This window comes from Streptomyces caeni, from assembly GCF_042678285.1.
GTDB lineage: Bacteria > Actinomycetota > Actinomycetes > Streptomycetales > Streptomycetaceae > Streptomyces > Streptomyces caeni.
In genome coordinates, this window is sequence record NZ_JBHUDX010000085.1 from 43,672 (window position 1) to 63,574 (window position 19,903).

The 19,903-nt window shown below is 70.1% G+C and carries 15 protein-coding genes and 3 pseudogenes; 10 read left to right on the plus strand and 8 right to left on the minus strand.

Going from position 1 to position 19,903, the window contains the following annotated elements:
- Positions 1–100 precede the first annotated feature (100 nt).
- On the minus strand, positions 101–1,198 hold the full coding sequence (locus ACFSL4_RS28550; RefSeq protein ID WP_381088956.1) for a S1 family peptidase: 1,098 nt from the start codon (positions 1,196–1,198) through the stop codon (positions 101–103).
- A 561-nt stretch (positions 1,199–1,759) separates the two neighbouring features.
- Between ACFSL4_RS28550 and ACFSL4_RS28555 the strand changes: the two genes are divergently transcribed.
- A complete protein-coding gene (locus ACFSL4_RS28555; RefSeq protein WP_381088959.1) occupies positions 1,760–2,746 on the plus strand; it encodes a glycosyltransferase family 2 protein in 987 nt (328 codons plus the stop codon).
- On the plus strand, positions 2,743–4,083 hold the full coding sequence (locus ACFSL4_RS28560) for a polysialyltransferase family glycosyltransferase (RefSeq protein WP_381088962.1): 1,341 nt from the start codon (positions 2,743–2,745) through the stop codon (positions 4,081–4,083). Before ACFSL4_RS28555 ends, ACFSL4_RS28560 begins: the two co-directional genes overlap by 4 nt.
- An 80-nt stretch (positions 4,084–4,163) precedes the next feature.
- Here ACFSL4_RS28560 and ACFSL4_RS28565 read toward each other — a convergent pair whose 3' ends face one another.
- The 3 genes from ACFSL4_RS28565 to ACFSL4_RS28575 form a co-directional block, all read right to left on the minus strand.
- On the minus strand, positions 4,164–5,360 hold the full coding sequence (locus ACFSL4_RS28565; protein WP_381088965.1) for an acyltransferase family protein: 1,197 nt from the start codon (positions 5,358–5,360) through the stop codon (positions 4,164–4,166).
- Between the two features lie 224 nt (positions 5,361–5,584).
- Positions 5,585–6,925: a polysialyltransferase family glycosyltransferase gene (locus tag ACFSL4_RS28570; protein WP_381088968.1), complete on the minus strand. Its 1,341-nt coding sequence runs from the start codon at positions 6,923–6,925 to the stop codon at positions 5,585–5,587.
- Positions 6,925–7,905, minus strand: coding sequence for a glycosyltransferase family 2 protein (locus ACFSL4_RS28575; RefSeq protein ID WP_381089107.1), 981 nt, complete (start codon positions 7,903–7,905; stop codon positions 6,925–6,927). The genes ACFSL4_RS28570 and ACFSL4_RS28575 overlap by 1 nt, the downstream gene beginning before the upstream one ends.
- 198 nt (positions 7,906–8,103) lie before the next feature.
- Here ACFSL4_RS28575 and ACFSL4_RS28580 point away from each other — a divergent pair, with 198 nt between their 5' ends.
- From ACFSL4_RS28580 to ACFSL4_RS28615, 8 genes are all read left to right on the plus strand, one after another.
- On the plus strand, positions 8,104–9,447 hold the full coding sequence (locus ACFSL4_RS28580; protein WP_381088971.1) for a DUF6716 putative glycosyltransferase: 1,344 nt from the start codon (positions 8,104–8,106) through the stop codon (positions 9,445–9,447).
- A 41-nt stretch (positions 9,448–9,488) separates the two neighbouring features.
- The gene (locus tag ACFSL4_RS28585; protein WP_381088974.1) at positions 9,489–10,796 is read left to right on the plus strand and encodes a cytidylyltransferase domain-containing protein; all 1,308 of its coding nucleotides are present in this window, start codon (positions 9,489–9,491) and stop codon (positions 10,794–10,796) included.
- 14 nt (positions 10,797–10,810) lie between these two features.
- On the plus strand, positions 10,811–11,749 hold the full coding sequence (locus ACFSL4_RS28590; protein ID WP_381088977.1) for an N-acetylneuraminate synthase family protein: 939 nt from the start codon (positions 10,811–10,813) through the stop codon (positions 11,747–11,749).
- 26 nt (positions 11,750–11,775) lie between these two features.
- On the plus strand, positions 11,776–12,972 hold the full coding sequence (locus ACFSL4_RS28595) for a hypothetical protein (protein WP_381088980.1): 1,197 nt from the start codon (positions 11,776–11,778) through the stop codon (positions 12,970–12,972).
- A 608-nt stretch (positions 12,973–13,580) separates the two neighbouring features.
- Positions 13,581–14,801 carry an amidohydrolase gene (locus ACFSL4_RS28600; protein ID WP_381089109.1) on the plus strand — a complete coding sequence of 407 codons (1,221 nt, stop codon included), beginning with the start codon at positions 13,581–13,583 and terminating at the stop codon, positions 14,799–14,801.
- A 307-nt stretch (positions 14,802–15,108) separates the two neighbouring features.
- Positions 15,109–16,140, plus strand: a complete 1,032-nt coding sequence (locus ACFSL4_RS28605) for a BMP family lipoprotein (protein WP_381088983.1) — start codon at positions 15,109–15,111, stop codon at positions 16,138–16,140.
- A gap of 340 nt (positions 16,141–16,480) precedes the next feature.
- Positions 16,481–17,239, plus strand: coding sequence for a hypothetical protein (locus tag ACFSL4_RS28610; RefSeq protein WP_381088985.1), 759 nt, complete (start codon positions 16,481–16,483; stop codon positions 17,237–17,239).
- The gene (locus ACFSL4_RS28615) at positions 17,236–17,625 is read left to right on the plus strand and encodes a GntR family transcriptional regulator (RefSeq protein WP_381088988.1); all 390 of its coding nucleotides are present in this window, start codon (positions 17,236–17,238) and stop codon (positions 17,623–17,625) included. Before ACFSL4_RS28610 ends, ACFSL4_RS28615 begins: the two co-directional genes overlap by 4 nt.
- Before the next feature lie 25 nt (positions 17,626–17,650).
- Here ACFSL4_RS28615 and ACFSL4_RS28620 read toward each other — a convergent pair.
- From ACFSL4_RS28620 to ACFSL4_RS28635, 4 genes and pseudogenes are all read right to left on the minus strand, one after another.
- Positions 17,651–17,731, minus strand: a pseudogene (locus ACFSL4_RS28620) (transposase); the annotation flags it as partial.
- Between the two features lie 422 nt (positions 17,732–18,153).
- Entirely contained in the window at positions 18,154–18,675 is a 522-nt protein-coding gene (locus tag ACFSL4_RS28625; protein ID WP_381088991.1) for a hypothetical protein, read from the minus strand.
- Positions 18,676–19,047: 372 nt separating this feature from the next.
- A pseudogene (locus ACFSL4_RS28630) lies at positions 19,048–19,440 on the minus strand (VOC family protein).
- Positions 19,437–19,725, minus strand: a pseudogene (locus ACFSL4_RS28635) (ArsR/SmtB family transcription factor). Before ACFSL4_RS28635 ends, ACFSL4_RS28630 begins: the two co-directional pseudogenes overlap by 4 nt.
- Between the last annotated feature and the right edge of the window lie 178 nt (positions 19,726–19,903).

Here is a 19,903-nt window from a genome sequence, read left to right on the forward strand (position 1 = left end):
CGGTCGAGGACTCTGCCGACCGGCCCCGGAGGGCGAGGGGCACCCGGACAGGGGTGCCCCTCGGACGCCCGTGATGTTTCGCCGCTGGGCGGCAGCGGGGTCAGAACACCTCCATCCCGTACCAGGCCAGCGCCTCGTTGACCGGCTGGTAGTAGCTGTAGCACGCGCTGTTGTTGCTCCCCGAGAGCAGGCCCAACGCGGCATCGCCGGCGAAGAGCGGTCCACCGCTGTCGCCGTGGTCGCGGCAGATGAACGCCACATCCATGCCGGTCACCTGCGAACCGTCGGTGTAGTTGATGGTCTGGTTCTTGAGTCCCACCGAGTTGCAGGCGTACTTGCTCTTGTAACCGGAGGCGCAGACGGTCTCGTAGAGTCTGCTGTCCCGCGAGTAGGAGATGTCCTGGGCCGTGCCGCCCTCGGCTTCGACGTTTCCGTAGTACGTCACGCTGCTGTTGTAGGCCCGGATCAGACCGAAGTCGTTTCCGTTGGAGAAATTGTGCCCGGTGGTGTACCCGATGTACGTGCCGTCCGACTTCCGCCAGTCGGTTCCTGACGTGATGGTGCAGTGTCCTGCGGTGAGAATCGCCTTGTAGGTGGGATCCGTCTTCTTTCGTACGGTGAAACCATACGAACAGGAGACAACGCCGTTTTCGATGTAGTCGCCACCGTTGATGGCGGATGATGTCCTCTCGGTCTTCCCTCCCACCCGGATGACGCGGGCGGCACTGCCGTAGGGTGCGAGGAACTTCTTCAGGGCCGCGAAATCCTTCTTGCCGACCGTGCTGTCCGCGCGGACCACCACCCGGTTGGCGAGGACATCGATACCCCACATCGTTCCAGGCGTCTTGAAGTTGGTGTCGAGGCGCTTCTTGATGGAGTCCAGATAGGCGGTGTCATACGTTACGCGCCTCGGGATGGCGCCGGCGTTCTCGACCGCTTCCGCAGTCCTTTCGTCGGTGGCCGTGATGACGAACCGGTGCTCGGTGCGGTCGAGGTATATTCCGGCCGTGTGGGATCTGCCCAGGCGGTCGGCGAGTCTCTGCGCCGCTTCACCACTCGGGCCACCGGCCACCGGTACGTCATGCGTCTGGAGAGCGGGTTCCGCCTGGGCGCCGGCACTCGGTGTCACAGCCAGGGCGCTACTGAGAAGCGAGACGATCAGCAAAAACCTGGCGGTGGGAAGGAATTTTCCGGACATGTCTCTCGGGTCCTTCCAGAATTTCCGCCGATTTTTCGGCGAGTGGGGACCCGATCAGAGCATTGGGATGTGGAGTCCAGATGGCGGAGTGATTAATTCACGTTCCAGGGGGCGGCTTCGGTGCCTTGCGGGGATGTGGTACGCGGGCATCCGGGAGCGGTTTCGGCGAGCGGCGCGAGGCGGTGCGACGGGCGGGAGGAATTCTTCACGTGCGCAAGATGTCCTGGGCTGCGGTGATCACGGGCGCGGCGGCGGCACGGCCAACGGCACCGAGGTCATCCAGTGGACCTGCAACGGCGGCGCCGAGCAGTACCGGTACCGATCCCGGCCGGGGCAGGCAGAAGGAGGGGGCGGAGGGTGTGAGCCTTCCCCGTCCCTCCGCCGAAGGAGGCCGGCCGGGCCGGCAGCCGGTCCGCTGCGAGTGCGTGGGTGCCGACCGCCGCAATCAGAGGCCGTGCCGCCACCCTACGTTCACCTGGTAGCCGCAAGGAGGTTGGTGTGCGGCGTCGCACAGGCTCTACGGTCACAGGGATCTGCCCCTGAGAGAGCCCAGGTGTACGCGTGACCGACCACCCCCCGAAACTGTCCGTGATCGTTCCCTGTTTCAATATCGAGACCTACGTCTCGGACACCGTGACCAGCCTGGTCAACAACGACCAGGACGGATTCGAGTTCATCTTCGTCGAGGACCGGTCGACCAAGGACAAGACCTATGAGGCGTTGCTCGAGCTGACGAAGCGGTTGAAGAACAGCAGGGTGATCCGGCACGAACGGAACGGCGGGCTGGCCACCGCGCGCAACACCGGTATCGACGCGGCGGAGGGCCGCTACCTGACCTTCCTGGACGGCGACGACTGGCTGGCCCCGGGCTATCTGGCGGCCCTGGTGGATGCCATCGAGTGCTACGACGTCGACTTCGTGCGCACCGACCACGTGCAGGTGACGGGCGTCGAACGGGCTGTTCACCGCGCCCCGGAAGGACGTCGGCACACGCCGCTCGACCCCCGCACTTCGATCCTGCCCGTCGACGACACGACGATGGTGGACTACCCGTACGCCTGGGCCGGCATCTACCACCGCCGGCTGCTGGACCGCGGCCTGCTGCGCTTCCACGACGGGCTGCGCACCGCCGAGGACCGCCCCTGGATCTGGGAGCTGCACCGCAGGGCGGACTCCTACGCCGTCGCCAGCCTCCGCGGCGTCTTCTACCGCCGTGGTATCGCCAGTTCGCTGACCCAGATCGGCGACGTACGCCAGCTGGACTTCTTCCGCTCGTTCGACATCGTCCTGGCCGAGCTCGCCAAGGATCCCCAGGCCGACCGGCTGCGCAAGAAGGCACTGCGCAACTACTGCGTCGTCATCGCCCATCAGTTGCTCGACCGGCGCCGCTTCGAGCGGAGTGTGGCCGGCAAGCTCCGGCACATGGCGGCCGAGGCGCTGGGCCGGATGTCGGACGAGGAGCTCAACGAAGCGCTCGTCGGCATGGGTGAGGAACGTGTACACATGCTGCGGCGCATACGCGGCGGCATGAAGGGAGTCGCGGCATGACACAGATCTTCTTCTCGGCGACGCAGTACGCGGCCGCGACGGTCACCGCGGCGATCCGCGCCGGCCTGTTCGGCCCGCGCGAGAACCACCGCCGCATCCTCGTCGTCAGCGACACCGCCGCCGTCCCGGAGGTCGGCACCCCGCTGGACAGGATGGCCGGCTTCACGAGTCTGCGCCCCGAGTTCGACGAGGTCCGCTCCTGGAACGAGTTCATCGCCCCGCACCACCCGGCCGGCTGGTCGCCGCGTGCCCAGGACGCCTGCCTGTGGGAGAAGGCCGCACGCCTCGCCTGGGACCTGGGCGACGACCCCGTCGAGATCGCCTGCGAGTCCATTCAGGCCAACCCCTCCCGCGCGGTCGCCGAGATCTTCGCCGACAGCCCGATCCACGTCTATGCGGACGGCCTGATGAGCTACGGCCCCACCCGCAACCGGATCCCGCACGGGATGAGCAGCCGCATCGCACGCGTACTGCACCTGGACCTCGTACCCGGACTGCGTCCGATGCTCCTGTCCGAATACGGTGTCGAGCCCGAACCTGTCCCCGGCGGAGCGATGGTCGACGTCCTTGCCCGGATCGGCGAGGAGGGGGGTGGGATCCTCGCCGAACGCATACCCGAGGGGAACCGCCCCACGGCCGTCCTGCTCGGCCAGTACCTCTCCGCCATCGACCTCATCACCCGGGCAGAAGAGGAGCAGTTGCACATCCGCATGCTGCGCGCGGCGGCCCGGGCCGGCCACGAGGACGTGCTGTTCAAACCCCACCCCAGCGCTCCTGCGGCGTACTCCCGCTCGCTGGAGGAGGCGGCCCGGGAACTAGAGGTGCGGCTGACCGTCCTGAGTGAACCGGTGCTCGCGGAGACCGTCTTCGCCTTCCTGCAACCGAAGCTCGTCATCGGTTGTTTCTCCACTGCCCTGATGACGGCGGCGGCCTTCTACGGCATCCCCGTGGCCCGCGTCGGTACGGACCTGCTGCTTGAGCGCATCACGCCGTACGAGAACAGCAACCGCATCCCGCTCACGGTCATCGACGCCGCCCTGCCCGACGCGGAGCACGAGCCGATCGGCAGTCCGCTGCAACTCAGTCTCCTTGCCGACGAGTTGGGTCAACTCGTACGGACCGTCGGATACTGCATGCAGTCCCGCAAGTATCCCGGGCTGCACGACGAAGCGGCCGCGTGGCTTGCCGCCCACCTCGATGAGTACCCGCAGTACTTCAAGAAGCGACGCTTGGGCCGTTTGCACCTGCCCGGAGGCAGTCCGGTCCGCGCCGAGTCGCTGCGCCGCAATCCCACGGTACGGCGCGTCGTGCGCAGGATCCGCGCCACACAGTCCTGACCGAAGCGGGCGCATGCCGTGACGCAGTGGCCGGGTCCCTCTCCCGGTGCACAGGCCCGGGCCTGTGCACCGGCGTTCCCTCAAGCCTTGGGCCAGGTCGTCGTCACCGCCTTCAGCCGCGCCGCCTGCGCGCTCATCGTCCGCTTCAGCCGTGGCCCGAACGGCTTTTCCACGAAGCGGTGCATCAACCAGGCCAGGCACAGCAGGCCCGGCACGGTCAGGGCGAGCGTCTCATAGGGGCTGAGTCCATACCCGCGGTGCAGCACCCGGATGGCGAACCAGCCCAGGTGCTCGTGGATCAGATAGAACGGGTATGTCAACGCTCCCGCCACCGTCAGCCAGCGCCAGTTCGCCCAGCGCACCCAGCCCAGTGCCACCACCGCAACGGTTGCGAAGGCGAGCAGCACGATCAGCTGGATGACGTGCGGGTCGCGCTGGAAGTCGCCCTGGGCGCCCGGGTGCCACATCGCCGTGACGGAGTAGCGCTGCCCCAGGAGGAACGACATGCCGACGATGCCCCACAGCAGCAGGTCGCCGCCGAAACGGTGGATCAGGTAGAGTGCCAGGCCGCCGATGAAGAACGGCGCGTGATCGCGCATCACCAGCTCGTCCGTCAGCGGGTTGTCGGCGACCCGGGCGAGGGCGCCGGCCAGCGTCCACAGGATGCAGAAAAGCACCACCCGCCGGTAGGTGACGCCCCTCCAGATCACGAACAGCGCGAAAAGCACATAGAAGCGCATTTCCACCCACAGTGTCCAGTCCACGCCCAATACCCGCGGCACGCCCATCGGCTGCTGGAGCATGGTGAGGTTGACCAGGTACTCGTCCGCCCGGAGCGGGCGGACGACCACGGGCAGGGCGACCGCGGCGGTGCCGACCAGGAAGACCGCCACCCAGTACGCCGGGTAGAGCCGGGCTATTCGGGAGCGGAAGAAGTCGCCCAGGCTGCGACCCCAGCTGCTCATACAGATCACGAAGCCGCTGATGACGAAAAAGAACTGGACGCCGAGGGAGCCGTAGGTCGCCACCCGCGACAAGGTGGGGAACATGTGTCCCGGGGACTGGTGCCAGGACGCGGCGACTTCGCCGTTCTTGCCGGCGACGTGGTAAAGACACACCATCAGCGCGGCCAGCAGCCGCAGCCCGTCCAGGGCGCGCAGACGGTCGACTGCCGGGCGGTGGACGCCCTTGGCAGGGGCCCTGTCCGGAGTCGGGATCCGCGCGGTGGGCGCTGGAGCCGAGCTCGTGGATGCCGGTGCCTGGTCGGCCGCTTTCATGGTGAGCCCTTCTCGGCGGATTCATGAGGTCGTTGGACGGTCTGCGAACGGGACGTTACGAACGTCCGGCGGAGGGAAGGGGATTCATCGCTGGCATACGGGCATCGCACAGGCATCGCTTGGATGAACTGCGTGTTGGCGCATGGCCGCCGGGCGACGGGAAAACGCGTCGCTCCCGGCCCTGGGCTACGGGAGCGACGCGCGGGACGAGTGGACGGCGGCCGTCAGCGCCGCGACAGCGCCCGGGCGCGGCGAGCGATGCGGCGTACAGTCGTGTTCCGCGGGATGAACGCAAGGTGTGCCGGGACCGCGCCGGGCAGGGCGAGCGCGGTGAGGCGCTTGCGCTTGAAATAGCGCCAGGTGTGCGCAGAGAGACGCCGCGAGAGATAGCTCTCGGCGGCCGGCCGAAGCCCCGGGTAGATCTTGGGCTGCATGGCGTAGCCCACGGCCTTGAGCAGGTCGGCGAGGATGTCCACCTGCTCCTGCGTGGGCATGGTCCACCCGTCCACCGCCGCCCGGTCCGCAAGATCGGGCAGCAGCGCGTCGACGATGGTGACCGGCACCCGGTTGCTGTTCTGATAGGGCCTGAGCCGGGCCAGCAGGGCGTCGGTGCCGACCCGTGCGACCGGAATGCCGTAGAGACCGGCCGCCGTGAGCAGCGCGGTGGAGAAGCAGCCGACCACGAGCGCGGGCCGCATCCGCTGGAACACCACCTCGGCCAGGACGGGCCGGTCCAGCACGGTCAGCTCGGCGCCCAGCCGGTCAGCCTCCTCCTCCAGCAGGCGTGACCAGCGCGCGGGCGCGACGGGGTGCGGTTTGAAGACGAGCCGGCGGTGGCCGAGTGCCACAGCTCCGCGCACCATCTTCAGGTGCAGTTCCTCCTCCTCGGCGTCGGTGAGGACGCCGAGCGCGGCCAGATACTGGCCGAGCAACAGCGCCGACCGCTCATCGGCCGAGGGCGGGGCGCACTCCCCCTGGGCGAGTTCGCCCAGCACCTTGAGGAACGCCTCGGCCGGGACCACCTCCGGCGCCACACCGAACTCGGTGAGCAGCAGGGGGGTGAGACCCGGCACGAGGTCCGGGTGCAGCAGCCGGCGGACGCGCGTACCCACCAGCGGGTCGATCTTCTCCCGGGTGGGACCGTAACTTATGAGGCCGTCGGCGTAGACGTCGACGGGAGCGCCGGTGAACAGCTGGCACAGTGCGAGGGACGGATTGACGTGGACGGACTCGACGGCCAGCCGGACCTCGTCGTCGCCTAGCCCCCACAGCAGTCGCAGGTGCCGCTCCCACATGGGGATGTCGTCGGCGCGCGGACCCCAGCCGCTGGGGTGGAACGGGGAGATGGTCTCGTTCCACGACAGTACCTCGTCGAAGCGCTCCCGCAGCCGGGCGAAGCCCGGCATGGCGTCCACGGCGGGGGTGGTCTCCGGATTGGTCGCGTTGTTGGTGATGAGCAGCAGGCGTCGATCCGTCGGCTCGAAGAGTCCGGCGTCGAGGGCGGCGGCGAGGGTTGCGGCACCATACAGGGTCGACGCGCAGAAGATCCGGGTGGTGCGTGGCATCAGGCGGCTGCCGTCCGGGTCACCGCCGGCCTGCGCCGCAGCCTCCGCAGCCGGCTCGCCCGATGCGGGTCCATCGTGTCCAGTACCTCCGTGAGCAGGCTCTGCGGCATGCGTTTCAGGGCGGCGGAGCTCAGTGAGCGCAATTTTCGAGCCACTGCGGGTTCGAACCTCTCGATTGATCCGAGGTGATGAGCCATGATCGCGCAATAAGTGCGCACTGCTTTGGGAAGCAGCTTAGCGGCTTCGGGATCGCGCGTCGTTTCCTCGATTACCTGGTCGAACGCGCGAATGAAGTCCAATTGTCGTGCATCGCCGATCTGGGTGAGCGAGGAGGCGACTCCACGCCGGTAGAAGACGCCCAGCAGACTCACCGCCGCGAACGATTCCGCCTCACGGTGCAGCCGCCAGATCCACGGCCGGTCCTCCGCGGTGCGCAGCCCGTGGGTGAAGTGCAGCAGGCCGCGGTCGACCAGCCGGCGGTGGTAGACGCCCGCCCACGCGTAGGGGTAGTCGACGGAGGTGGAGCGGTCTGCGGGCAGGATCGCGTCCCGCGGGGTCATCACCACGCCGCGCCGGCCGTGCGGCACCCGGTGCACGGTGCGGGCCCGCCCGGTGCACTGCACATGATCGGTGCGGACGAAGTCGCACCCCAACTCCTCGATGGCGGCCACCAGCCGGGGGTAGTAGCCGGGTGCGAGCCAGTCGTCCCCGTCGAGGAACGTGAGGTACTCGCCGCGCGCCGCGTCGATCCCGGTGTTGCGGGCGGTCGCCAGCCCTCCGTTCTGCTCGTGCCGGACGAGCACCGCGCCCGGCAGCTCGCGCCGCGCGCGCGCGAGGATGTCCGGTGTCTCATCGCGCGAACAGTCGTCGACGAGAATGAATTCGAAGTCCTCACGTGCGTTCGCACGCAGGCTCTTCAGGGTGTCGGGCGCGTATTGCTGCACGTCGTAGAACGGCACGATGACGGAGAGCTTGACCACCAGAGTGACGTTAGGGGGCGGCCCGGCATTCGTCTTGACCGTCGGCTTGATTCCGGGTGAACGACGCGTGGCGGAATAGTGAACCCAGTTGTTCCCGACGTGTTTCGCGGCCCGATTCGCCATTCGGCGAAGTGCTGTTAACCATTTGTTGGATTCTGGTTGGGCTGGGCATCGGAATCGCTTCCTAGCGTCTTCGGTGTGCCAGCAAGTACCGCGAATACCCTGCGGATTGCCGTCCTCGCCGATTCCGACACCCGGTGGAAATGGGGCGCGCTCACCGCGAACCGCATCTCACCGACACGGCCCGAGGAAGCCGGCGAGTCGCCTGAAACGGCCGGTCCGGACACACGACTGGACGGTTTCCTGCTACGGGGCCGAGCCACCCCCACCGCGCGCCAGCTCCACGAGGTCGGCGTCCGCGCGGACTCCCTCCGCGAGGTGACCGCCGTCGAGTTCCTGCGCGAGATGACGCAGGAGACGTACGACGTCCTCGTGCTCGCCCTCGTCGGCGGCGGCGTTCAGGCGATGCTGCACGGGCTCGCCCACGCCTGGCGGGAACGCACCCGGCGGCCCGTGGTCGTCACCGGCTATGTGGGCGTCGTCTACGAGAAGCTCGCCGACGGCCTGCTGCTGCGGCACGGGGCGGACCTCGTCCTCGCCAACTCCCGCCAGGACGCCGAGCGTTTCCGCGCGGTGTACGAGGGAGTGGGCGCCGACGCCTCGTCGGTCACCGAGGTGGCGCTGCCCTTCCTCGGCGGGGCCCCGTACGAGAAGAAGGACCCGTACACGGTCGTCTTCGCCGCGCAGCCCTCCGTGCCCGAGAGCCGTGGGGACCGCACGTATCTGCTGAACCGGCTGGTCCAGCACGCGCGCCGCCACCCCGAGCGCGAGGTACTGCTCAAGCTCCGCTCCAAGCCGGGCGAACACACCACGCACATCGAGGAACTGCCCTACCAGAAGCTGGCCCAGAAGCAGCAGCCGCCGGCCAACTTCCGCCTGGTGTACGGCAACATGGGCGAAGTCCTCGACCGCACTGATCTGCTGGTCACCGTCAGCTCGACGGCCGCCCTGGAATCCCTGCACCGCCGCATCCCCACCGTCGTCCTGACCGACCTCGGAGTACGGGAGGCGCTCGGCAACCACCACTTCGTGGGCTCCGGCTGCCTCGCCTCCTGGGACCAGCTGGACGCCGGACACGAGCCCTTGCCCGACCCGGAGTGGGTGTCGCGGCAGGGCGTTGCGGCCGACGGGGCGTACGCGACCGCCTTCGACGAGGCGCGCCGGCGCATCACCGCGCTGCTCGCCGCCGGTGGACTCCCACCGCTGAAGCCTTACTACACGCCCGTCACCGCGCCCGGCTATCTGCCCGGCGTCCTCGCCCGCCACCACCTCGCCCCGGACGGCAGCCCGCTGCCCGGCGCACCCGCCGCCGACAGGGCCGCCGGCCCGGTGCGCCAGATCGTCCGCCGCGCGGCCCGCGGCGCCTACCGGCACGGCGTGCAGCGTGTCGCGCCCGTGATCCGGCGGATGGGGGAGCTGTGAGCGGGCGGATCCCACGCCAAGGACCCCAAGGAGTACAGCCCATGTCGAACCCGGAAGCGGGACAGGCGGCACCGGCGCGCCGCGTGCTCGCGGTGATCCCCGCGCGCGGCGGCTCCAAGGGCGTGCCCGCGAAGAACCTGGCCCCGGTCGGCGGGGTGCCGCTGGTGGCCCGCGCGGTGCGCGAGTGCCGGGCCGCCCGGCTCGTCACCGACGTCGTCGTCTCGACCGACGACGCGGCGATCGCCACCGCCGCCCGCGAGGCCGGCGCCGAGGTCGTGCTGCGGCCCGCCGCCATCGCCGGCGACACCGCCACCTCCGAGGACGCCGTCCTGCACGCCATGGACGCCCACGAGGCGCTGCACGGCTCACCGGCCGACGTGGTGCTTCTGGTCCAGTGCACCAGCCCCTTCCTGGTCCGCGAGGACATCGACGGGGTGGCCGCCGCGGTCGTCGAGAACGGCGCGGACACGGCGTTGACCGTGGCCCCCTTCCACGGCTTCCTCTGGCGCGATGCCGCGGACGAGCCCGCGCCCGTCATCGGCGCGCGGCACGCCGGCGAGGTGTCCGGGACGGGCGGCACCCGGGTCGCCGGCACCACCGCCACCGAGGGCGGATACGGCGTCAACCACGACAAGTCGTTCCGCCCGCGCCGCCAGGACCGCCCCCAGGACCTGCTGGAGACCGGCGCCGCGTACGCCATGGACGCGGCCGGACTGCGCGAGCACCGGCACCGCTTCTTCGGCCGCACCGACCTCGTGCGCACCGACCCGGCCCGGGTCCTGGAGATCGACGACCCGCACGACCTGGCCCGCGCCCGCGCCCTGGCACCGCTGTTCGACGCGGCCCGGCCCGGCGCCCTCCCGACCCGCGCGGACCTCGACGCGGTCGTGCTCGACTTCGACGGCACCCAGACCGACGACAGGGTGCTGATCGACTCCGACGGACACGAGTTCGTCTCCGTGCACCGCGGGGACGGCCTCGGCATCGCCGCCCTGCGCAGGAGCGGCCTCGCGATGCTCGTCCTGTCCACGGAGCAGAACCCGGTCGTCGCCGCCAGGGCCCGGAAGCTGCGCATCCCGGTCCTGCACGGCATCGACCGGAAGGACCTCGCACTCAAGCAGTGGTGCGAGGAGCAGGGCATCGCGCCCGAGCGCGTGCTCTACGTCGGCAACGACGTCAACGACCTCCCGTGCTTCGCCCTCGTCGGCTGGCCCGTGGCGGTCGCGAGCGCCCACGACGTCGTGCGCGGCGCCGCACGCGCGGTCACCACCGCCCCGGGCGGTGACGGCGCGATCCGAGAGATCGCCAGCTGGATCCTCGGCCCCTCTCTCGACTCCCTCGACAGGTAAGGAATCCCCCCGCCATGAGCAGCAACTCCCGTATCCGCCAGCTCGGTTCGCGCACCGCCGGCCCCGGCCGGCCGGTCTACATCTGCGGCGAGATCGGCATCAACCACAACGGTGAGCTGGAGAACGCCTTCAAGCTGATCGACGTGGCCGCCGAGGCCGGCTGCGACGCCGTCAAGTTCCAGAAGCGCACCCCCGAGATCTGCACCCCGCGCGACCAGTGGGACATCGAGCGCGACACCCCCTGGGGCCGGATGACCTACATCGACTACCGCCACCGCGTGGAGTTCGGCGAGGACGAGTACCGCCGGATCGACGCGTACTGCAAGGAGAAGGGCATCGACTGGTTCGCGTCCCCGTGGGACACCGAGGCGGTCGCCTTCCTGGAGAAGTTCGACGTCCCGGCGCACAAGGTCGCCTCCGCCTCCCTGACGGACGACGAACTGCTGCGCACCCTGCGCGCCACCGGCCGCACGGTCATCCTGTCCACCGGCATGTCGACCCCGAAGCAGATCCGCCACGCGGTCGAGGTCCTCGGCAGCGACAACATCCTTCTCTGCCACGCCACCTCGACGTACCCGGCGAAGGCCGAGGAGCTCAACCTCCGCGTGATCAACACCCTGGAGAAGGAGTACCCGAACGTCCCGATCGGCTACTCCGGCCACGAGACCGGCCTGCAGACCACGCTTGCGGCGGTCGCCCTGGGCGCCGCGTTCGTCGAGCGGCACATCACGCTCGACCGCGCCATGTGGGGCTCCGACCAGGCCGCGTCCGTGGAGCCGCAGGGCCTGCAGCGCCTGGTGCGCGACATCCGCACCATCGAGGCGTCGCTCGGCGACGGCCTGAAGAAGGTCTACGACTCCGAGCTGGGCCCGATGAAGAAGCTGCGCCGGGTCGCCGGCGTGGTCGCCGAGGCGGAGATCGCCGCGGCGGCCGGTGAGCCGGTGTCGGTCTGAGTGCCTTACGGGACGGTCCCACGCCGATGAGCCCCCGCGCCGCAACCGGCGGCCCCCGCGCGCTCGCGTTCGTCGAGAGCCCGGTACAGCTCCTGAACGTGCTGGAGTGGGCGCACACGCACGCGCTGGGCGCGACGGGGCCCGGCGCGCCCCGCCGCCGGGCGGCGATCCCCGTACGGGGCGGCCGGCGGTCCGGCGCGGGGCGCACGGCGGTGAGCGGCGCGGCCGCGGCCGGCGGTCAGACGCCCGCGGGGCTCACTCTCGTGGTGCTGGCGCCCACCGACCCGATGACCCGCGGCCAACTGCGCCGCATGGCGGAACTCGCCCGCGAGGAGGGCCACGAGGTCCGCTGGGAGGAGGCCCGGGGCGGCGCGACGGCACCCTTCCAGACCGTCGGCCGCCTCGCTCCGCTGCTGCGCCGGGCCGGTTGCGTGATGATGGGGGATCCCTTCTCCCGCTACGTCCAGCTGCTGCTGACGATCACCCGCGCCCACGACCTGGTCGTGGTGGACGACGGCACGGCGACGATGGAGTTCGTCGCCCAGCTCGTCCGGGGCGAACGGCTGGTGCGCTGGCACCGCAAGGGCGGCCGCCCGGGCGCCCGTGACCTGCTGTTCGCCCCGGTGTCCTCGTCGGCGCGCCGACGCCTGACACCCGGCGCGCGCCGCAGGGTGGAGGTCTTCTCCTCGATGCCGATCCACGAGGCCCCCACCGGGGTCGCGGTCACGGCGAACGACTTCGCCTGGACCCGCGCCCGCTTCGGTCCGCCGCGCCTGACCAAGGGCGCGGACCTGGTGGGCACCTCCCTCGTGGAGACCGGCGTGGTGGACGGGGAGCGCTACCTGCAGGCGGTCCGGGCCCTCGCCGAGGCGCACGGCGCCGGGCGCTACTTCGCGCACCGGCGCGAGAGCTCGGAGAAACTCCACCGTGTGGCGGCCGAGACGGGCCTGGAGGTGGTCCGCCCGGACCTCCCGCTGGAACTGATCGCGCGCCGGGGCCCCATCGGCCGCACCATCCTCAGCTTCCCGTCCACGGTCGTCCACACCCTGCCGCTGGCACTGGCCGGCACGCAGGTCCGCGTGGCGGTGTGCGACATCGACCCGGCCTGGCTGACCGACCGCGCGTCACCGCGGGCGCAGGGCTTCCTGTCGGGGGTGACGGGGACGGCCAGGGGCGTGGACCGGGTGCCGCCGCCCGCGGAGCAGGACATCACCACGGGATAGGGGCGGGGTCCCCCGGCGCGTCCCCCCTCTCCCCGTGCGGAGCCGGCCGGCACCGCACGGGGAGAGGGGTTCGCGGCCCCGCCGACGGACCGGCGCCCGGCGTGCGCCGCCAGGGGGCGTCACCGTCGTCACCTCGCTCAGCACACCGGCCGGCCGCCCACCCGTATGCCGGAGCCGCGGTTTCGCCGTCGTGGTTTCGCCGTCGTGGTTTCGCCGTCGGCGCGGCGGAGTCCGGGGGGTCTCCCACGACCGTGCGACGCCCTCCGGGAGGCCGGACGGCCCCCCGGCGTGGTATCCGTGAGGGGTAGGGAGTCGCCCGGGTCGTCCGGGCGACTCCCAGGGTCGGGAGCGCTCGGACACGGGAGCGGTCCCGTGCAGGATCACCGGGCGCCCTCGGCGGTGCCGGGACGGCTCCGCTCACACCCCGGCGGGCCGCTCCGGACTCCCCCGGTATCCCCTTCGTCCGGAAAGCCGGGCGAGTTTACCCATCCTCATCGTCGGCCATGCGGCGAGCGGCCAGTTTTTCTCCCCCTGACGGGTTGAAGTTTTGTTGATCGTGGGGAGGCCGGCCGCCCGATCGCCCTACCCTTCAAAGGGTGAACCAATTGATGTCCCGAGAGTCCGAGGCCGATCACCCCGGGGACGCGGTGCTCCCCGGCGCGCTGCCCGAGGCGCTGCGCGCCGAACTCGTCGCCTTCCGCCGCGACCTGCACATGCACCCGGAACTCGGCAACCAGGAGTTCCGCACGACCGCCGCGATCAAGGCCCGCCTGGAGCAGGCGGGACTCGCTCCGCGCGTGCTCGACACCGGCACCGGGCTCTTGTGCGACATCGGCGACCGGGACGGCGTACGTCCCGTGCTCGCGCTGCGCGCCGACATCGACGCGCTGCCCATCCCCGACACCAAGACCGGCTGCGCCTACCGCTCCACCGTGCCCGACCGCGCCCACGCCTGCGGCCACGACGTGCACACCACGGTCGTCCTCGGCGCCGGGCTCGTCCTCGCCGAACTGCACCGCCGGGGGCGGCTGCCGCGGCCGGTGCGGCTGATCTTCCAGCCCGCCGAGGAGGTCCTGCCGGGCGGTGCCACCGAGGCCATCGGATCCGGTGTCCTCGACGGCGTCGGGCGGATCATCGCCGTGCACTGCGACCCCAAGGTGGAGGCGGGCCGCATCGGACTGCGCCACGGCCCCATCACCTCCGCGTGCGACCGGCTGGAGGTCGCGCTCGACGGGGCCGGCGGCCACACCGCGCGCCCCCACCTCACCACCGATCTCGTCATGGCCGCCGCGCGCGTCGCCACCGAGGTGCCGGCGCTGGTCGCGCGCCGCGTGGACGCCCGCAGCGGGCTCGCCGTCACCTGGGGGCGCATCGAGTCCGGGCACGCCTGCAACGTCATCCCGCAGCACGCCGAACTGTCCGGGACCGTACGCTGCCTCGACCTCGACGCCTGGCGGCAGGCGCCGGACGTCGTCCACGCGGCGATCGACGAGATCGCGAACCTGTACAAGGCGAAGTCCGAGATCAACTACATCCGCGGGGTGCCGCCGGTGGTCAACGACCCCGACGTCGCGGACCTGCTGCGCGAGGCCATGACCGCCCGCCGCGGCGCCCACTCCGTCGAGGACACCGAGCAGAGCCTCGGCGGCGAGGACTTCTCCTGGTACCTGGAGCACGTCCCCGGGGCCATGGCCCGCCTCGGCGTCCGCCGGCCCGGCGACCGCACCGTCCGCGACCTCCACCAGGGCGACTTCGACGCCGACGAGCACGCCATCACCGTCGGAGTGGAACTGTTCACGGCGGCGGCGCTGCTGGACGCGGAGCGGTAGACGCACAGCCGCACCCCGTGGGCACCGGGGTGTCCGCGCGGCCGGAAGGGGTGCCTGATTGGCGCCCCTTCGTCCGCTCGCGTCACCCGCCCGTAACGGTCGGTGCCCAGACGTAACCCGGCGTCGGCACGAATCGATAACGGCCGCGACGAACCCCGTACCGCTCCGCTTCTACGCGCGTTACTGTGCGCCGGACCGCTGCGGTGCGGCGCGTCGGGCAAGCGGACCGGGTGACGGTGCCGTGGGGATGAAGGGGTGCTTTGCTGTGCGTCTGATCTCTCGGAGGACGAGGTTCTCCCAAGCTGCGGTGACCGTTGCGGTCATCGCCCTCGCGGCCGCGGGGTGCGGCAAGTCCAGCACGGAGGCGAGCAGCGGCTCGGACAAGAGCTCCTCCGGCTACAACGGTAAGGGCATCGGCCTCGCGTACGACATCGGCGGCAAGGGCGACCAGTCCTTCAACGATGCGGCGTACGCCGGTTTCCAGAAGGCGGAGAAGGACTTCAAGATCAGCGGCCGGGACATCGAGCCGCAGGACGGCGAGTCGGACGCCGACAAGGTGCAGCGCCTGGAGACGCTGGCCAAGTCGGGCTACAACCCGGTCATCGGCGTGGGCTTCGCCTACGCGCCCGCCGTCAAGCAGGTGGCGGCCAAGTACCCGAAGGTCACCTTCGGCATCATCGACGACAACACGATCCAGCTGAAGAACGTCGCCGACATGGTCTTCCACGAGGAGCAGTCCTCCTACCTGGCCGGTGTGGCGGCGGCGAAGACCACCAAGAAGAACCACATCGGCTTCATCGGCGGTGTCGACATTCCGCTGATCCACAAGTTCGAGGCGGGCTTCGTCCAGGGCGCCAAGTCGGTCAACCCGAAGGTCAAGATCGAGTCGCAGTACCTGACCCAGACGCCCGCGGAGGGCGGCTTCTCCAGCCCCGACAAGGGCAAGGACGCGGCCAACGGCCAGATCGAGGCGGGTGCCGACGTGATCTACCAGGCGGCCGGCCTGTCCGGTCAGGGCGTGATCCAGGCCGCCGCGGCGCACAAGGTGTGGGCGATCGGCGTCGACTCCGACCAGTACACGCAGAGTGCCCTGGCCAAGTACAAGGACTACATCCTCGGCTCGGCCCTGAAGAACGTCGGCGGCGCGGTCTACGAACTGACCAAGTCGGTCGTCGAGGGCAAGCCGCTGTCCGGCGAGCAGCGCGGCGACCTCAAGTCGGGCGGTGTCGGCTTCGCGGACTCCAACCCGAAGTACCAGGCGATGAAGGACGTCGTCGCGGCGGTCGACAAGGCCAAGCAGGACATCATCGACGGCAAGGTCACCGTCAACACGAAGTAGGTGTGCGGGACGGGCTGACGACCCGGGGCGCCCCCGGCCGGGAAGGAACCGGCCGGGGGCGCTTTTGTCCCACGGGCTGCGCCTCGTCGCCGTTGTCGGAGTACCGCGGTAAGGCCATCTCGTCAGGCCGGCAGGACCGGATCCTGTTTCGACTGTGGAAGGGGGCGTGATCGCTCGCGCCGAAGCAGCTCCCGGCCAAGGCCGCTACGCCGACCTCGGCTCTGCAGCTGCGGCCGGCCGTCCATCGGCCACGGAGCCATGCGTATCAATTGCTTGACACACTTCGCCCCGTTGCGGGATTGTGTCAAGTGGTTGATACATTTGGGGGGAAGGGGTCAGCATGCCTGCTGTCGCAGGACGGGATCACGCGTGGCGGAAATGGCTTGAGACCCCCGTGCGATGGGCCGGTGCGGCGGCCGGCCTGGCCGTCAACGCGCTGGTCTCCTTCAGCCCCGAGTCAGACGTGAACCTGCTGTGTGAATTCTCTGTCTTCGGCCTGGGTGTCATGGCGGGTGCGTTCGCAGCCGACGTAGTCGCGCGCCAGAGCCCTGGCCGGCTACGAGTGGCCAGCGTGACTCCGCGCCGGATCCGGGACTATGTGCCGCACGGCCTCACCGCTGCCGTGGCCGGACAAGCCGCTGTCCTGGTGATCCTGCTGGCGATCGCCGTAGCAACGGCCTCGCCGGATGCTGCCGGTCACTCAGGGCGTGCTCTGTCCGTCACGTGCCCGTCGGGAGCCCAGCTGCTATCGCCCTGGCCCGGCCCGTACTACGCCTGGCCGATTCTCGGCGGCCTTACGTTCGGTACCGTTGGCTGCGCACTACTCCTGCGCCGCATCACCACCCGGTCCGGAAGTGATGATCAACGACGCACTGTGGCCCGGGCTGCGATCGGCGCATGGGGAGTAGTCGTGAGTGCCCCTCTTTTCGCTGTCTCCGTGACGATGGGCGTCGTGGTACTGAGCTTGGTCTGTGGGGGAGTGATGAAAGTCGTGGCGCTGTGGGCGTTGGTCATCACTGCCCTCATCGCTGCCGTGACCGCAGGTCACTGCCTGTGTGTCTCGTTGCTCCCGCAGGTGTACGTCAGGGCGCAGCCATGAACGCGAACCACGTGAGCATCAGGGTCATCCACCCTTCCCCTCTGCCCCCCTACGAGCAAATCCGCGCACAACTGGCCGACCTGATTTCCGTCGGCCGACTGCAAGAGGGAGACAGGCTGCCGCCCGTGCGCCAGCTCGCCTCCGACCTCGGACTGGCCAACAACACGGTGGTGCGGGCTTACCGCGAACTGGAAGCCGCAGGCCTCGTCAGGAGCCGTCGAGGCTCCGGCACACAGGTCATCGCCCCGGCACCCGCTACCGATGTCAAGGCGAAGCTCCAGGAACATGCGAACAGCTACGCGGCTGCAGCCAGACAGCTCAGCGCCACCGACGAACAGGCGCTCGCGGCGATTCGGCACGCTCTGGCAAGCATCGACACGGCCTGAACGGATGGTCTGCTGCCGCCCCGGGGCCGTCGAGGGTGAAGTGGCACAGGGCGGTGAACTGGGCTTCTATGCGGTTGAGCCGGGAGCTGTCGGTCGGTGTGCGGGCTCGAACTCGCGCCGGTCTGCCTGTCCGACACCGACGCCGCCGAGGTCCTGGCGCTGCTGCGCGAGGAGATGGGCGAGCCCCCCTCGACGAGCACGGCCCCGCCGCCCGCCGCTACGTCATGTCCGGCGACCGCCGAGCCCTGCACGGCACCGTCCCCTGACCCCCGTCGCCCACTGAGCAGTGTGCACCGTGAAGACTGCACACCAGACCATCTGACGTGCAGTTCTCACGATGCACACTGCTCATTGCTCGCCCGGAATCCGGCCGCTCCCGAAAGACACGATCGACTGGTTCTGATCAATGGTCCACAGGTCTTGACGGCGGCTCAGGCAAAACGCCCGACCCGGAAGAAGCCCGCCCCCGGCTGGACGAAGAAGACCCGACCGCGGCACGCCCATCACCCGGGCCGACCACCCTGACGATCAGCCGGGGAAGCGGACCGACTCCAGCACCCGAGCCGTCTCCGCGTGCCCCGTGTAGTCCAGGAACAGCACCCGGGACACGGGCAGGTGCCACGCCTGGGGTGAGAAGCGGTAGCCGCTCGCGCAGGCGGCCGTCCAGCGGTCGTAGGCTGCCTTGTGGCTGCCCACTGGGCGCACGCCGGACTCGACCGGCGGCGACGAGGTGCCACTGATGATGCCGTTGAAGGAACCGTCCGCGAGGGTCGGGTGGACCGGACAGGGCTGGACGTCGGTGGCCGCGTACCAGCCGCCGGGCTGACGGGCCTCGTAGGGCCGCAGCTCGTTGCCGGTGATGGAGCCGGACATGATGGCGATTCCGGCGCAGCCGAACACCGTGGGCAGCCCGGCCCGGTGTACGGGTTGCAGGCAGGCGTCGCTGCCGTACTCCGTCAGCGTCCAGCCCGGGGGTATTTCGAACGTCAGGCGGGCGAAGGTGACATGGGGCCAGGAGCTGCGAGTGCGGGGCGCGGGCCCGGTTTTCACGGGTGCCGGCTTCGAGGTGGTTGTAGACGTGGCGCGGGCCGGGGCGGGGCTCGGCAATACGGTCGCCGGCGAACTCGCTGATGTCCCGGCAGCCGTGGGTGACCCGGCCGTCTGGGTGCCGGCGGCTGTGGGCTTCGCCGACGCGTCCCCTTTGGAGGCCGGGCCGCACGCGCTCGCGGCGACGGCCACGGTCAGACTCGCAGCGGCCAGCAGCAGGTGTCTGAGCCGCTTCTTCATCATGGAGAATCCCTTCGAGGCCAGTCAGGCGTGTGCCATCCGTTCGCGTGCCCGCGTCTCATACACGCACAACACGCCAGCTGCGGTTCCTGGTCTTGTCGCCGCTCAGGCCGATCTCCGCGCGCGGCCGGGCTGCTACTGCGGCTGTGTCGCGATCTGGATCAGGTTGCCGCAGGAGTCGTCGAAGACGGCGGTGGTGACGGGGCCCGACTCCAGGGGCTCCTGGGTGAATCGGACGCCGAGGCCGCGCAGGCGCTCGTACTCCGCCTTCACGTCCTCGACGGCGAACTGGGCGAGCGGGATGCCGTCCTTGACGAGTGTGTCGCGCTAGGTCCTGGCGGCCGGGTGGCCGACGGGCTCCAGGAGGAGTTCGGTGCCGCCGGGCTCGTCGGGCGAGACGACGGTCAGCCACCGGTCCTTGCCGCCCACCGGGACGTCGTGCTTCTTCACGAAGCCGAGGATCCCGGTGCAGAAGCGCAGGGCCTTGGCCTGGTCGTCGACGAAGACACTGGTCAGTTGGATCTTCATGGGGTGCTCTCCTCCGGTCCGGATGTGTCGGGCACGGGCCGTCGCTCGGTGATCTGCCGCAGCGGGGCTGTGTTCAGGTCGTGGAACTCAGCGGCCCTCCCGCCTGGTCTCGACGAGCCCGGCGGCCTCCAGCACGGCGAGGTGCTGGGAGACTGCCTGGCGCGAGGTCCCGAGCCGACGCTTCAGCCGTGTTACGAGATGAGACCCGCCGGCCGCCGCGCCGGTTGCACCAGCACCCGGCCGTTCCGTGCCCGAGGCCCCTGCCCGAGGTCTCGACTCGCCCAGGCCACCGCACAGCGAACAGGGACTGCCCGGCCCACGGCCGGGCCTGTTGCTTTCTGCGCTGCCTGCGCCTGATCGGGTCGGGGTGGTGACGGCCGGGCGCCTCCCCAGGCGCGCAGGCGGCGGGGGCGGACCGGCCACCGGGCAGTTTCCTCCAAGGCGCGCAGGGCGAGCCGACGAC